At 33.2% G+C, this 14792-nt stretch carries 14 protein-coding genes; 3 read left to right on the top strand and 11 right to left on the bottom strand.

Features of this window, described 5'->3' with window-relative positions:
• Positions 1-13: 13 nt before the first annotated feature.
• From AABD74_RS21885 to AABD74_RS21850, 8 genes are all read right to left on the bottom strand, one after another.
• Positions 14-391 (bottom strand): hypothetical protein, encoded by a 378-nt coding sequence (locus AABD74_RS21885; protein WP_180859632.1) that lies wholly within the window; start codon positions 389-391, stop codon positions 14-16.
• Between the two features lie 240 nt (positions 392-631).
• Positions 632-3979 (bottom strand): preprotein translocase subunit SecA, encoded by a 3348-nt coding sequence (gene secA / locus AABD74_RS21880; protein WP_406844289.1) that lies wholly within the window; start codon positions 3977-3979, stop codon positions 632-634.
• Positions 3980-4066: 87 nt separating this feature from the next.
• The gene (locus AABD74_RS21875) at positions 4067-4288 is read right to left on the bottom strand and encodes a DUF2795 domain-containing protein (protein ID WP_007138072.1); all 222 of its coding nucleotides are present in this window, start codon (positions 4286-4288) and stop codon (positions 4067-4069) included.
• A gap of 185 nt (positions 4289-4473) precedes the next feature.
• Positions 4474-5043, bottom strand: a complete 570-nt coding sequence (locus AABD74_RS21870; RefSeq protein ID WP_406844288.1) for a cob(I)yrinic acid a,c-diamide adenosyltransferase — start codon at positions 5041-5043, stop codon at positions 4474-4476.
• A 100-nt stretch (positions 5044-5143) separates the two neighbouring features.
• Positions 5144-5830 carry an ABC transporter ATP-binding protein gene (locus AABD74_RS21865; protein ID WP_232678872.1) on the bottom strand — a complete coding sequence of 229 codons (687 nt, stop codon included), beginning with the start codon at positions 5828-5830 and terminating at the stop codon, positions 5144-5146.
• Between the two features lie 175 nt (positions 5831-6005).
• A complete protein-coding gene (locus tag AABD74_RS21860) occupies positions 6006-6785 on the bottom strand; it encodes an O-methyltransferase (protein ID WP_406844287.1) in 780 nt (259 codons plus the stop codon).
• A 20-nt stretch (positions 6786-6805) separates the two neighbouring features.
• Positions 6806-7288: an FKBP-type peptidyl-prolyl cis-trans isomerase gene (locus tag AABD74_RS21855; RefSeq protein WP_232678876.1), complete on the bottom strand. Its 483-nt coding sequence runs from the start codon at positions 7286-7288 to the stop codon at positions 6806-6808.
• Positions 7289-7408: 120 nt separating this feature from the next.
• Complete coding sequence (locus AABD74_RS21850; RefSeq protein WP_406844286.1) at positions 7409-9271, bottom strand: ABC-F family ATP-binding cassette domain-containing protein; 1863 nt, start codon at positions 9269-9271, stop codon at positions 7409-7411.
• 543 nt (positions 9272-9814) lie between these two features.
• On the opposite strand from AABD74_RS21850, the gene AABD74_RS21845 reads away from it, so the two are divergent.
• On the top strand, positions 9815-10246 hold the full coding sequence (locus AABD74_RS21845; protein WP_406844285.1) for a DUF6326 family protein: 432 nt from the start codon (positions 9815-9817) through the stop codon (positions 10244-10246).
• Positions 10247-10262: 16 nt separating this feature from the next.
• Entirely contained in the window at positions 10263-10952 is a 690-nt protein-coding gene (locus tag AABD74_RS21840) for a DUF4386 domain-containing protein (protein WP_406844284.1), read from the top strand.
• Here the strand turns inward: AABD74_RS21840 and AABD74_RS21835 are convergent.
• Positions 10936-11907: a T9SS C-terminal target domain-containing protein gene (locus AABD74_RS21835; protein WP_406844283.1), complete on the bottom strand. Its 972-nt coding sequence runs from the start codon at positions 11905-11907 to the stop codon at positions 10936-10938. The genes AABD74_RS21840 and AABD74_RS21835 overlap by 17 nt on opposite strands.
• Before the next feature lie 25 nt (positions 11908-11932).
• The gene (locus AABD74_RS21830; protein ID WP_232678886.1) at positions 11933-12670 is read right to left on the bottom strand and encodes a tyrosine-protein phosphatase; all 738 of its coding nucleotides are present in this window, start codon (positions 12668-12670) and stop codon (positions 11933-11935) included.
• 127 nt (positions 12671-12797) lie between these two features.
• Here AABD74_RS21830 and AABD74_RS21825 point away from each other — a divergent pair, with 127 nt between their 5' ends.
• Complete coding sequence (locus tag AABD74_RS21825; protein WP_406844282.1) at positions 12798-13985, top strand: DUF5009 domain-containing protein; 1188 nt, start codon at positions 12798-12800, stop codon at positions 13983-13985.
• Between the two features lie 138 nt (positions 13986-14123).
• Here AABD74_RS21825 and AABD74_RS21820 read toward each other — a convergent pair whose 3' ends face one another.
• Complete coding sequence (locus AABD74_RS21820; protein WP_406844281.1) at positions 14124-14714, bottom strand: hypothetical protein; 591 nt, start codon at positions 14712-14714, stop codon at positions 14124-14126.
• Between the last annotated feature and the right edge of the window lie 78 nt (positions 14715-14792).

Genomic DNA, 14792 nt, shown 5'->3' with positions numbered 1-14792 from the left:
GGTTATCAGAAATTTATATAAAATAGGATGGAGGTCGAAACGTAGTGTTTGAAACCGAGATTGGTTTTGTATCAAAAGAAGCAAAAATTTTTGCTCTTGATTCAATTGGAGTTACTAATTTAAAATTAGTCGTAGTAGTATTTTGAATGTAAACAACTTCTGCTTTTTCTTTCAGGTTGTTTTGCATTCTTTTTTCGTTATCAGCGTATTTTTTTAAACTCTTTTGAAGCTCGCATCGACCGTTACAGGAATTAAAAACCATTTTTCGCTGTACGCAAATCGTTTTTGAAATTTCTTCCTGATTAAGTTTGAAAGAAGTATAAACAAAGAAACTGCCAAAAGAAGGCAGTAAAAGTGTGCATGAAAGCAATATGATCAAAAATCGTTTCAAAAACGCTGTTTCTATGTTTCGAATGCAAAAATACATTTAATTCGCATTTATTACCAAGAGTTTCGGGAAAAAGTTTTTTTTAGTATTCAGTGTTCAGATTTTTAGTGTTCAGTCTGGTTTGTAACCAAAAACTAAAAACCCGACAGGTTTTTAAAATCTGTCGGGTTTGATATGTAATTTGAATATCAGTCTAAAAACTGTGACTGAATACTAAAAATCTGAACACTGAATACTAAAAAATTATTCTTTAACAATAACCCAAGCTCCTGAAGCTAAAAGGTTTTCTGCTTTTTTGAATTTCATTGTTTCTGTTTTACCAGTTGCAACTTCTTGGATAGTTACAGTATCATTACGATTGATTTTTGGCATATCTCTTACAATCGTTTCTGTAACCTGACGCTGTTGTGTTTCTCCAGCTTCGCGATTAATGTCTTCGCTGTTTGGAATTTCGTCTTTGCTTAATTTAAAGTTTTCTTTTTGACGAACTTCTCTTGCTTCGTGAATTTCAGAAGTAACGTTTTGAGCTGGTAAATCACCTTTGAACAAGAATGAAATAACTTCTTTATTAACGTTGTCTAACATTCCTCTAAACAAATTAAAAGCTTCTAATTTGTAAATAAGCAATGGATCTTTCTGTTCGTGAACGGCCAATTGAACAGATTGTTTCAATTCGTCCATTTTACGTAAGTGTTTTTTCCAGGCCTCATCAACAATCGAAAGTGTGATGTTTTTCTCGAAATCAGCAATTAATTGCGCTCCTTCGCTTTCATAAGCTTTTTTCAGGTCTGTAACCACATTCAAAGTTTTGATTCCGTCTGTAAAAGGAACTACAATTCTTTCGAAATGATTGTTTGGCTCTTCGTAAACTCCTCTAATAATTGGGAAAGCTTCTCTTGCGCTTCTTTCTGTTTTTTCAGTGTAAAAAGCCAAAGCTTCTTTGTATACTTTTCCGGTAACTTCAATGTCTGATAATTTTTGAAAATCAGCATCTGAAACTGGTGAAGTAATTCCGAAATAACGAATTAAGTCAAAATCAAAACCTTTAAAATCATTTGCAATTTTATTGTTGCTTACGATTAACTCACAAGTATCATAAAGCATATTCGCGATATCCAGTTTTAAACGCTCGCCAAACAATGCATGACGACGACGTTTGTAAACTACTTCACGCTGAGAATTCATTACGTCATCATATTCTAATAAACGTTTACGAACACCAAAGTTGTTTTCTTCTACTTTTTTCTGAGCACGTTCGATAGATTTAGTCATCATAGAATGCTGAATAACTTCACCTTCTTTCAATCCCATTCTGTCCATAACTTTAGCCACTCTTTCAGAACCAAATAAACGCATTAAGTTATCTTCAAGAGAAACATAAAATTGAGAACTTCCCGGATCTCCCTGACGACCAGAACGACCACGTAACTGTCTGTCTACACGACGTGAATCATGACGCTCTGTACCTACGATTGCTAAACCTCCGGCTGCTTTTACTTCTGGAGATAATTTAATATCGGTACCACGACCAGCCATGTTTGTTGCAATAGTTACAACTCCGGCTTTACCAGCTTCTTCAACGATTTGTGCCTCTTGTTTGTGCATTTTAGCGTTCAATACGTTGTGTGCGATTCCTCTCATTTTAAGCATACGGCTTAATAATTCTGAAATCTCTACAGAAGTTGTTCCAATTAATACTGGTCTTCCGGCATTTGATAATTCGGTAACGTCTTCAATAACAGCGTTGAATTTCTCACGTGTTGTTTTATAGATATAATCTTCTTTATCGTGTCTTGCAATTGGACGGTTGGTTGGAATTTCAACAACATCCAGTTTGTAAATCTGCCATAACTCTCCAGCTTCTGTAACCGCTGTACCTGTCATACCCCCTAATTTGCTGTACATTCTGAAATAATTCTGTAATGTAACTGTAGCAAAAGTCTGTGTTGCAGCTTCGATTTTTACGTTTTCTTTTGCTTCGATAGCCTGGTGTAAACCGTCAGAATAACGGCGGCCATCCATGATACGACCTGTTTGCTCATCGACAATCATAATTTTGTTGTCCATGATAACGTATTCTACATCTTTTTCAAAAAGAGCATACGCTTTTAAAAGTTGTGTAAGAGTGTGAATACGTTCGCTTTTTACTCCAAAATCCTGAAATAATCTTTCTTTAGCTTCCGCTTCAGCGTCTTTATCTAATTTTTGTTTTTCGATAGCGGCGATTTCTGTTCCAATGTCTGGTAAAACGAAGAAATCAGAATCTGTATCTCCAGATAAATATTGGATACCGTTATCTGTCAATTCTACCTGATTGTTTTTTTCTTCAATCACAAAATATAAAGCTTCATCTACTTTATGCATTTCGCGATTGTTATCCTGCATGTATTGATTTTCAGTTTTTTGAAGCAATTGTTTAATTCCTTCTTCACTCAAAAATTTAATTAATGCTTTATTTTTAGGTAAACTTCTGTAGGCTCTTAACAACAAGAATCCGCCTTCTTTAGTATTTCCTTCTTTGATTAATTTTTTGGCTTCTGCCAAGAAACCATTCGCTAACTGACGCTGCTGTGCAACTAAGTTCTCGATTTTTGGTTTCAACTCGTTAAATTCATGACGATCTCCCTGCGGAACTGGTCCTGAAATAATAAGCGGTGTTCTTGCATCATCAATTAATACAGAATCGACCTCGTCGACAATCGCAAAATTGTGTTTTCTCTGCACTAAATCGCTAGGCGAGTGTGCCATATTATCTCTTAAGTAGTCAAAACCAAATTCGTTGTTGGTTCCGTAAGTGATATCAGCATCATAAGCTTTTTTTCTGGCTTCAGTACTTGGCTGGTGATTATCGATACAGTCAACAGATAAACCGTGGAATTCGAATAATGGTGCTTTCCACGTGCTGTCACGTTTTGCCAGGTAGTCATTCACAGTTACTAAGTGAACTCCGTTTCCTGTCAAAGCGTTTAAATAAAGCGGTAAAGTAGCTACTAAAGTTTTACCTTCACCCGTTTGCATTTCGGCAACTTTACCTTCGTGCAGAACCATTCCTCCAATCAACTGAACATCATAGTGAATCATGTCCCAAGTAATATCTTTTCCGGCAGCATTCCATTTGTTTGCCCAAACAGATTTTTCGCCGTCAATCGTAATATATGGTTTTGTTGCAGAAAATTCGCGGTCTTTTGCAGTTGCAGTAACCTCAATATGAGAGTTTTCTTTAAAACGACGAGCCGTTTCTTTTACTACAGAAAAAGCTTCAGGAAGAATTTCTAATAAAGTTTTTTCAGAGATTTCATAAGCTTCTTTTTCAAGAGCATCTATTGCATCATAGATATCTTCTCTTTTATCGATATCTTCAATATTTTCGACTTCCGTTTTAAGCGAAGCAATTTTTGCATCTTTTTCTGCTCTCGCTTCTTTAATTTTTTCTTTAAAATAAGCGGTTCTCGCTCTTAGTTCGTCGTGAGATAAACTCATTAAACTAGTTTCGAAAGTCTTAATTTTGTTTAAGTAAGGTTGTAAAGCTTTGACATCTTTTTGAGATTTATCACCTACAAAGACCTTAATGATGCTATTTATGAAACTCATAATTTATTTGTATTTCTTTATTATATAATATGTATTTGAACCAAAAAAAAAGCCTCTATGATGAGACTTTTTCCTTTGGTTTATTTTTTAATATTCATCCTCATTCCAAAGATAATCTTCGTCTGTTGGATAATCAGGCCAAATTTCTTCCATTGATTCATATATCTCGCCTTCGTCTTCTATTGACTGAAGGTTTTCTACTACTTCTAATGGAGCACCAGCTCTAATAGCGTAGTCAATAAGTTCGTCTTTGTTAGCAGGCCATGGCGCATCACTTAAATAAGATGCTAATTCTAATGTCCAATACATCTGTTATCTGTTTAGTTTGTGCAAAAATAAATTTTTTACTGAAAAAGACAAGTAAAATTTGATTTATTTTAATAAAATTTAAGAACGTCCTGTTAATTACGGATTTTAGATTGTTGATTTTAGATTTATAGAATCTTGAAAAATCTAAAATCTGTCCCGAAGCTTCGGGACTAAAATCTAAAATTTCACTTCCTCGGAATCCATTTCACTTCCTCCGCTTTTAAGTCTGACGACAACTTCCGTGCCAAGACAAAAAGGTAGTCAGAAAGTCGGTTTAAGTACATAATTGCGATTTCAGGAACGTGTTCATTATGACTTAAATGTACTGCCAAACGCTCTGCACGGCGGCAGATACAACGCGCTATATGACAATGTGACACGGTTGGGTGACCGCCCGGTAAAACAAAATGAGTCATTTGCGGAAGGCTTTCTTCCATTTTATCTATTTCGTTTTCGAGTAATTGGATATCCGAGTCAATTATTCCGAGATTTTTTAAGCGAAGTTCTCCATTTTTCAAGACTTCTTTTTCCTGCGGAGTTGCCAAAATGGCGCCAACAGTAAAAAGCCGATCCTGAATTTCTATTAAAATGGTTTTATAATGTGAATCGATTTCCTGATCGCGAATTAATCCGATATAGGAATTTAATTCATCAACAGTCCCGTAACTGTCAATTCTTATATGATCCTTAGGAACGCGTGTGCCTCCAAAAAGAGCCGTTGTTCCTTTATCGCCTGTTTTTGTATATACTTTCATGGTTATTTTAGATTGTAGATTTATGATTTTAGATTGAATGCCAGAGTCTTAAATTTTAGATTTAGAAAATAATCTAAAATCTAAAATCAGAAATCTAAAATTATTTAGTTGTGTCACTTTCAATTAATCCATCTCGTAGACGAATAACTCTGTGTGCGTAAGCTGCGATGTCTTCTTCGTGAGTTACTAGAATTACAGTGTTTCCTTGAGCGTGAATATCTCCAAAAAGCTTCATGATTTCTACAGAAGTTTTACTGTCTAAGTTTCCTGTAGGTTCATCGGCCAGAATAATCGAAGGTTTGTTGACCAAAGCGCGGGCAATGGCAACACGCTGGCGTTGTCCTCCAGATAACTGATTGGGCTGGTGATCCATTCGGTCTCCTAAATTTACTTGTTTTAAAACCTCAGTAGCTCTTGTATTTCTGTCAGATTTTGAATATCCGGCGTAAATCATTGGTAAAGCTACATTGTCTAAAGCCGTAGTTCTTGGTAAAAGATTAAAAGTTTGAAAAACAAATCCGATTTCTGTATTACGAATTCCGGCAAGTTCGTCATCACGCATTTGGCTGACATCTTTTCCGTTTAAAACATAACGTCCGGAAGTTGGGGTATCCAAACAACCTAATAAATTCATTAAAGTTGATTTTCCAGATCCCGAAGGCCCCATTAAAGCAACATATTCGCCTTTGTTGATTTCTAAATTAATTCCTTTTAAAACATAGACGATTTCATTACCAAGTACAAAATTACGTCTTATGTCGGTTATTTTAATTAATGGATTTGCCATTTCGTTTTACAATTTTGGATTTAAAAGTACAAAACACTTTTTAATTAACGATGAGTAGTTTGAAATTGATTTTTGTTACAATACGAACTGTCGAATAAGAATGTTTTTCTTTTAATGAAGCAGGGAAACAGGGAAAAAGAAGGTAAAAAAATGACAATCAGAAATGATAGTCATTTTATACTCTAATAACAAAATGTTCTTTTTCCTGTTCGTATCTAAAAAATACAAAACCCCATTGGAAAGTATCGATCGTAACTTTTACTTTTGGATGATTTTTTATAATCTCCCAGGCTTCTTCCATTTCCGGCGACCAATGTATATCGTCAAAAATCCAAACAGAATCATTATTTATTGTTTGCAGTAAAAGTTCAAAATAAGTTAAAGTTGCTTTTTTTGAATGATTACCGTCGAAATATATTAGATCATATATTTTAGAATTCAGGTTTTCTGAAATTAAAAAAGATTCAAATTCAGAGATTATGTTTTCGACATTTTTGCAGTCAAATTTATCTAATTGATTTTGGGCCGCATTTGCCGTATTTGGACAGCCTTCAATTGTAATAACTTTTGCATCAGTATTTCCAAGGGCAAGGGCAGCAGTTGCCAAACCTAATGAAGTCCCAATTTCAAGAATATTTTTTGGTTGAAAATAATGAGTAACCCTAAATAATAATTCAGCACGTTTTGTTGAAATCCCTGCTGTCGATGCGATTTTAGAAATCTGTCTTCTGTTTGATTTAAAAACTTTTGAACCAGCTCCAAAATCAGTTACTTCAATAAAATTTTTATTTTCAAGAAGCGATTTTCTATAGTTTTTTAAAATCTGATATTCTGGTTTTGGCTTTTTATCGTAAAAACATTTAGTCAATAAACTAAAAACAAAAGGCGAATGAACACCGTGTTCGTTTTTAGAATTCCAAAGAAATTTTAAATAAGATTTGATTTGAAACAGCATGCCTAAATTTTGAAAATACCTTAATTAATTGATTTTAAAGTAATATCAAATATCAAAACAGATCCACCCGGAATTCCGTTGTAATCTCTGCTTCCGTAACCTAAATGCGCGGGAACAAAAAGAACACCTTTTCCTCCCGGTTTAAAAAGTCTGATTCCTTCTTTCCAGCCTTGAATTACCTGATTTAAACCGAATGCAACTCCTTTTTTATCTTCTTCGGCTACATCTTTGTCACTTTCATCAAACACATTTCCGTCTGTAAAATAGCCTTTGTAAACAACCGTTACATTTGAATTGGGTTCAGGGAAATCTTCACCTTCACCCGGTTCCTCGATAATATAATATAAACCAGAATCTGTTCTTGTTGCAGTTAAGTTGTTTTTAGCCAAGTAATCTTTGATTTCCTGTTCATTTTGAGCCGTATAATCTTTAACTTCATCCTTATCCTTAGAGCAAGAAAGGAATAGTACTAATGCAAGTAACACTGTTAAAAGTTGTTTCATATTTTAGGTTTTTTAAATAATTAAAGATTTTGGTTTCACAGAGATTCACAAAGAAAACGCGAAGATTCACAAAAAATTTCGTGCACCTCTGTGCTTTCTTTGTGAACCTCTATAATTAACTTATCCTTCTATCTTTGCCGAAAGCTCAAACCAACGTTCTTCTTTTGCCTCGATTTTATTAATTATGCTTTGCAATTCATTTGCCTTTTTCTCAATATCAGCATCTGCGACTTTTCCGTCAGCAAATAATGTTTCGATTTTAGTTTTTTCGATTTCTAAATCTTTGATTTCTCTTTCTATTTTTTGATATTCTTTTTGCTCGTTAAAGCTTAAATTTCCGGTTGGATTATTTTGTTTCCAATCTTTCTTTTCCGCTTTGTTTTCTTCTTTTTGAGCAACGTCGGCACTGTCCTCATAGGCACGGAAATCAGAATAGTTTCCTGGGAAATTTTCGATTTCTCCCTGTCCTCTAAAAACAAATAAATGATCCACAATTTTATCCATAAAGTAACGGTCGTGTGAAACAACCAATAAACATCCCGGATAATCTAAAAGAAAACTTTCCAAAACGTTAAGCGTTACAATATCCAAATCGTTTGTTGGCTCATCAAGAATCAAAAAGTTAGGATTCTGAATTAAAACTGTACATAAATATAGACGTTTTAATTCTCCTCCGCTTAATTTTTCGACATAATCGTATTGTTTTTTCGCATCAAAAAGAAAACGCTCTAACAATTGCGAAGCCGAAATAATTTTTCCTTTTGCAAGCGGAATATATTCGCCGTATTCCTTAATAATATCGATAACACGCTGTCCTGGTTTAGGGTTAATTCCAGATTGTGTATAATAACCAATTTTAATGGTGTCTCCTTTTACAACGCGGCCGCTGTCTGGCGGAATTGTTCCCGTAAGCAGATTTAAAAAAGTAGATTTTCCGGTTCCGTTTTTACCAATAATCCCAATTCTTTCGCCACGCTGAAAATCAAAACTAAAATTATCCAGAATAACGCGGTCTTTGAATTTTTTAGAAAGTTTATGAAGCTCAATAATTTTGCTTCCCATTCTTTCCATATTAATTTCAAGCTCTACTTTATTTTCTTTTCGGCGGCTTTGCGCTTTTTCTTTAATAATGTAAAAATCATCCTGACGAGACTTAGATTTGGTTGTTCTCGCTTTTGGCTGGCGGCGCATCCATTCTAATTCTTTTACAAATAAGTTTTTAGCTTTGTCAATGCTTGAATTTTCAGAAGTAATTCTTTCTTCTTTTTTCTCTAAATAATAAGAATAATTTCCTTTGTATTGGTATAATTTTCCATTGTCTAATTCAATAATTTCATTGCAGACACGCTCTAAAAAGAAACGGTCGTGCGTTACCATAAACAACGTAATATTTTCTTTGGCAAAATAACTTTCAAGCCATTCGATCATTTCAAGATCTAAATGGTTGGTAGGCTCATCCAGAATCAATAAATCAGGACGATTGATTAATATGATTGCCAATGAAAGACGCTTTTTTTGCCCTCCCGAAAGATTTTTTACTTTAAGCTTAAAATCTTCCAGTTTTAATTTGAATAAAATCTGTTTGTACTGCGTTTCAAAATCCCACGCATTATGCTGATCCATTCCGTCAAAAGCCTTTTGATACGCTTCTTCGTCATTTGGGTTTTCAAGTGCTTTCTCGTAAGCCTCGATTATTTTAAGCGTTTCATTATCAGATGCGAAAATACTTTCTTCAATCGTAAGTTCATCCTGCAGATTATTGTCTTGCGAAAGAAACGCCATTCTAATTCCTTTTCTCAAAACAACTTGTCCCGTATCCGGTTCGTCTAAGCCATTAATAATGCTCATAATGGTAGTTTTACCAGAACCATTTTTGGCAATAAAAGCGATTTTTTGGTCTTTGTTGATTCCAAATGAAATGTTGTCAAAAAGGACTCTTTCGCCAAATGACTTCGATATATTTTCTACAGATAAGTAATTCACTTTGTAAATTGTAAGTTATAAATTATGAGTTATGAGTGTTTTGGAAAACATAACTTTTTGCAAAAGTAAACTTTTATCTTACGATTTGCGAATTGTTAATCTTATTTAAGTTTTAGAACATGAAAATTAGGAGAGGCTGTCTCAAAAGTAGAAACAGCCGCTTTGTTATTTTACCTATTTCTTTGTTCCGTAGGAACATTTCATTGCTGGAAAACATTTATTGGTAGAAAATTATATTGTTATAAAGGATTACGTTCCGTAGGAACGTTTGATTTTACACTGTTTTTAATAATCTGACCTATCAAACGTTCCTACGGAACGCAAATGTGGCTCATCTTTATTTTTTTTTACCTACGAAACATTCCTATGGAATGATAAATTGGATATCAAAAAGTGATCAATTAAGTCACTAAAAAACAAACCAAATAGTTATAGTATAAGACTGCCTCAACTTTTGAAACAGGCTCTTATCTTTTAGAATAAAAACAGATTGTAACATTTTAGAACTATCTCCGACATATTTAAAAATTTAATTCCTTAAATATGAGTGAGAAAGAAATAAACACCCGTGGTTTTGAAGATTTTAAAATAAACACAAAAATCAAGCTTGCTGCATTGTGGACTTCTGTAATGTTTTGTTATATCTATGGAGATTATTTTTCGCTCTATGTTCCAAAAAAAGTTGAAGATTTTATTAGCGGAGATACATTACTGGATTCTCCAATAAAATTATTTCTGGCAGCACTTTTAATGACAATTCCGGCCTTAATGATTTTTGCATCGGTAGTTTTAAAACCAAAAATAAACCGCTGGCTTAATCTCATTTTCGGAATTATTTATACTGCCATAATGCTGTTAATAGCTTTTACAACTACTGGAGCCTGGTGGAGTTTCTACGTTTTTCTCGCAATAATAGAAAGTATTTTGACTTCAATAATATTTTGGACTGCGCTTAAATGGCCAAAACAAGTTTAAATTTAAAGATAAAAGCATGAATCAAGAATCAAAACTATCGTTTAGAAATACAGGCAGAATCGCGGGTTTGCTATATTTAGTAGTTGTAATAACCGGAATTTTTAGTTTAGGATACGTTCCTTCAAAATTAATTGTCTGGAGTGATGCTGCTGTAACTTTTACTAATATTGCTAATTCAGAATTTCTTTTTAGACTTGGTATTGTAAGCGGATTAATCTGTTACACTTTCTTTTTGTTTCTGCCTTTGGTTTTGTACAAATTATTGAAACCCGTTCATAAAACGTATGCGATGTATATGGTCGTTTTGGCGATTGTAAGCGTGCCGATTTCTTTTATAAACATGCAGAATAAATTTGCAGTTCTTTCTATAATTAATTCAGGCGGAGAAGAAAAGGATTTGGTAATGTTTTATTTGAACCAATATGATTACGGAAATTTAATTGTTCAGGTTTTTTGGGGACTTTGGCTGTTTCCGTTAGGATATTTAATTTTTAAATCAGCAATAATTCCGAAGTTTTTAGGAATTTTATTGATGCTTGGCTGTGTGAGTTATTTAATAAATTTCTTCGGAAATGCATTGTTTTCGAATTATTCTGAACTCGGAATATCTTCTTTTGTAAGGCTTCCGGCAACTCTTGGTGAAATTGGAACGTGTTTGTGGTTTTTAATAATGGGAGCGAAAAATAACGTTATTTCTGCCGATTAACATATTGATTTAAAACCGAACTCAAATCTAAATAATGAATTTGCTGCGGATTATTTAAAATGGGTTTTCGAACCAAAGATTCATTGGTAATAAAATAATGAAGACCATCTTTTGTCGCAATTCCTTCTATTTGATTAAAAGGAAGTTTTAGATCAATTTTTCGTTTATTTCCCGATAAAAAGTCATTGTTTTTAAAATCGTATAAAAGATAAAGAAATGTTTTTCCCGTTTTAGAATAACCGCAAAGAGCCACAATTTTCTTTTCTTCAAAATACGTTGCGCCTGTAACTAAACCTTTTGTATCTAAAGTGTTTTTAAATTGTGCAATATGATTTCCGGGTTGATTGGGCAAAACATAAATACTGGTTTTAGACGATTTCCATTGCTTGGTAAACAAATAAATACTGTCTTTAGAAACTACAAAAGCTTCGCAGTCAAAATTGGTCGAATTTGGTTTTTGAGCCAAAAAATCAGTTTGGTCAGCATATTGAAATGAAATTTTTTCGATAATTGGTTTTCCTTCTAAAAATGATTTTTTTTCAATTTTCAGGATATTTAAATCCGTTCGATTTCCGCTATAATTATTTCCGAAATCTCCAATATATAAATACAAACTGTCTTGCGAAATCTCTTCCCAGTCATGATTTATTGCCTGATCCAGAATGATTTTCTTTTTGATTTTTCCTAGCGAATCTAATCCGTAAATGGTTTTATCGTAATCGTCATTATGAGTCCACAATAAATTCTCAAAAGCAATTAAACCCGAAGTTTCTTTAATCGAGTCGCTAAGTTTAATCGAATATTCAGGTTTTAGTTTTAAATTTTTATAAATGCAGCTTCCATCGTTTTGCACTGCATTTGGATTATAATTTTTTGAAAGCACATCTGTACAGCCAAAAGTTTGGGCTTTAACTGAAAAAACAGACAGAATAAAAAATAGTAGAATCCGCAGCATTTTTTATGCTTTAAAATTGAAAAAATTAGAATCTAAAAAACTGATTATTGGCAATAACCTCCTTTAAGTTTACAACTGAATCAATTTTTATTTTTTGATTTAAAGATTTTATATGATTGCTGTGATGCACATCGGTCCCCGAAAAATCATACATTCCTTTTTTTAATAAAAGTGCAGCAGTTTTGGTGATTTCGCTGCCATAATACCCCATAACAGCCAATAAATTCAACTGAAATAAACATCCTGCTTTTTTAAGTTTTTCATATTCTTCAAAGTTATTATGAAAATATAAATACCGTTCAGGATGAGCCAGAACCGGAATATATCCTGCAAGCTGTATCTCAAAAATAATCTTGTATAAGTTTAAAGGCGCACTTAAATACGATATTTCAACTAATACATAATTGTCTTTTAAGGTTAAAAGCTTTTCTGTTTTTACATGGTTTTCAAACCAGTCATCCATAAAATACTCAGATGCAGCCTTAAACGGAATATTGATATTTTCTTCTTTCAATAAAACTTCAGTTTCTTTTTGCTTGTTTAAAATATCCTGTTCAGCATTATCCCAGACAAAATGATTAATGTGCGGCGTAGTAACAAACTGAGAAATTCCCAATTCCTGAAATGCCTTTACAAGTTTTATTGTTTTTTTAATTGATGATGCACCATCATCAATTCCCGGAAGCAAATGAGAATGAATATCGATATAATCGCCTGCCAGAAGGTCTTTTAAAAAAGGTTTCGATTTAAAGAATGATAACATAAGTGCAAAAGTAAAGAATTGATATTGTTTTTATTTCTCTTTAAACAAATATTGCAAAAGAAAATTTATGTAACAATGTAACCGGCATTTTAGAATTATATTATATTTGATAGAAAAGTAATATTTTATGAAAATTAAAGAGAATTTGTATAATCAAAGGATTATTTCGATTGATGCTTTACGCGGAATTACCATTTTTGTAATGATATTTGTAAACGAACTCGCAAGTGTCAAAAATGTACCACAGTGGATGAAACACATGCCCGCCGATGCCGATGCAATGACCTTTGTCGATTTAGTTTTTCCTGCTTTTTTATTTATAGTTGGAATGTCAGTTCCATTTGCCTTTAATGCCAGATTAATAAAAGGCGACACTCCAAAAGTAATCTGGACACATACTTTTAAACGTGCTGTAGCTTTAATAATAATTGGTGTTTATATGGTAAATGCTGAATATGGCTACGACGCTTCAAAAATGATAATCACGCCTGCTTTTTGGGGACTTTTAGCTTATGCAATGCCCATTCCTATTTGGAATAAATACCCAAAAGATTTTTCAGTTTGGTTAAAATATATACTTCAATACGGCGGAATATTAGTTTTAATTGCACTTTACTTTCTATATGTTCAGGAAGAAACCGGAAAAATAGGAATCACGCCAAAATGGTGGGGAATTCTGGGTTTAATAGGCTGGGCTTATCTTATTTCTGTAATTTATTATTGGCTGGTTTCAGGCAGATTATGGGCAATGATTGCTTTTCTTGTAGTTTGTGTTGCGGCAAATTCGGCAAATTTGACAAAAGGTTTAGTTTTACCGGAATGGCTGCATTTTATTGCCGGACATTTAACGCATGTAACTTTAGTAACCGCCGGAATAATAATTTCACTGCTCTTTTTTGATAAGAAAATAGAAAATAAAATTAATTGGCCTGTAATAGGATTCATTGTTTTGTTTTTCGCTGTTGGCTTTTTCCTTCGGCCACATTACGGAATCTCAAAAATACAAGGAACACCATCTTGGACATTAATTTCGGCTGGAATTTGCACCGTTTTATTTTATTTTTTGTATTGGTTAATGGAGGTTAAAAAACAAACCAAATGGAGTGAGTTTTTTATGCCTGCAGCGGCAAATCCGTTATTGATTTATATTCTGCCGGGCGTTATTTATTATTTTAATTTAGCTTTTAAAATTTCCATTATTCCAGAATATTTTAAAGAAGGAGTTCCGGGAATTATCTGGTCATTGGTTTTCTCTACTATAATGTTATTTGTAATGAAAATCTTTAATAGGTTTAAGATTCAGCTTCACTTATAATATTTTTTACCGCAAAGTTCGCAAAGGTTTTACGCAAAGTGCACAAAGTTTAATCTATTAATTTGTGGCTAAAAAATTAGCCGAAGTTCGCAAAGCTTTATCAATACAAAGCTTTGCGAACTTTGCGGTAAAATATTCTCATTTTATAAAAACAGACTTTATCTCCAAAGTCGCACCAGAAACCGGATTATAATTCACAAAATTGAATTTACAGAGCTTATGAATGTTCAAAGTCTTTCCATTTAGATCGCCGTCTTGTTTAAAATCTGTCCACGGAATTTTTATTGTCGTGAACTTTTTAGCAGATACAGGTAAATCTACTCTTGGGTGCGAACCGCCATGTACACAACCGGTTCCCTCTGCGTTTCCTTCGCGTGCTTGCAGTTTTATAGGCTGCGATGATTTATAAGTTATGTTCACATATTTTGAATTTTCAGATAAATTTGTTGGTTTGCCATCGTTCGAATCAGCTTCTGTAATCATCAAATTCAGTTCGATTTCTCCAACTGGATTATCTTTTGCCGTAACTTTAATTATGCCTTTTTCTTTTCGGATTTTATTAATTGTTTCCTGATTTTCTTTGGCTGGACCGGCGATATACCAGGTTGAGGTTTTTACAAGATCTATATGCGAGTTTGAAATTTCTTCTGGAGAAGCGAAGCTTAATATTATAAACAATATAGGTATTAGAAGAAAGAAATTAGTTAAAATCAATTTTTTGACTCTCATAAAAAGTATTTTTTGTTTCTTTCAAAAATAAGATTTCTTTTTATTCTTTTTTAAAAGTGACTATTCTCAATAAAATTT

This window comes from Flavobacterium soyae, assembly GCF_045348165.1.
Lineage (GTDB): Bacteria > Bacteroidota > Bacteroidia > Flavobacteriales > Flavobacteriaceae > Flavobacterium > Flavobacterium soyae.
Note: the sequence above shows the minus strand (reverse complement) of the source record. Positions and strands in the feature narration are given on the sequence as shown.

Bases quoted from the DNA above. Each gene is read 5' to 3' on its own strand.
- AABD74_RS21855 (WP_232678876.1), bottom strand. From the start codon at position 7,288: ATGAAACAACTTTTAACAGTGTTACTTGCATTAGTACTATTCCTTTCT.
- AABD74_RS21875 (WP_007138072.1), bottom strand. From the start codon at position 4,288: ATGTATTGGACATTAGAATTAGCATCTTATTTAAGTGATGCGCCATGG.
- AABD74_RS21865 (WP_232678872.1), bottom strand. From the start codon at position 5,830: ATGGCAAATCCATTAATTAAAATAACCGACATAAGACGTAATTTTGTA.
- AABD74_RS21860 (WP_406844287.1), bottom strand. From the start codon at position 6,785: ATGCTGTTTCAAATCAAATCTTATTTAAAATTTCTTTGGAATTCTAAA.
- AABD74_RS21825 (WP_406844282.1), top strand. From the start codon at position 12,798: ATGAAAATTAAAGAGAATTTGTATAATCAAAGGATTATTTCGATTGAT.
- AABD74_RS21870 (WP_406844288.1), bottom strand. From the start codon at position 5,043: ATGAAAGTATATACAAAAACAGGCGATAAAGGAACAACGGCTCTTTTT.
- AABD74_RS21840 (WP_406844284.1), top strand. From the start codon at position 10,263: ATGAATCAAGAATCAAAACTATCGTTTAGAAATACAGGCAGAATCGCG.
- secA (WP_406844289.1), bottom strand. From the start codon at position 3,979: ATGAGTTTCATAAATAGCATCATTAAGGTCTTTGTAGGTGATAAATCT.
- AABD74_RS21820 (WP_406844281.1), bottom strand. From the start codon at position 14,714: ATGAGAGTCAAAAAATTGATTTTAACTAATTTCTTTCTTCTAATACCT.
- AABD74_RS21835 (WP_406844283.1), bottom strand. From the start codon at position 11,907: ATGCTGCGGATTCTACTATTTTTTATTCTGTCTGTTTTTTCAGTTAAA.
- AABD74_RS21845 (WP_406844285.1), top strand. From the start codon at position 9,815: ATGAGTGAGAAAGAAATAAACACCCGTGGTTTTGAAGATTTTAAAATA.
- AABD74_RS21830 (WP_232678886.1), bottom strand. From the start codon at position 12,670: ATGTTATCATTCTTTAAATCGAAACCTTTTTTAAAAGACCTTCTGGCA.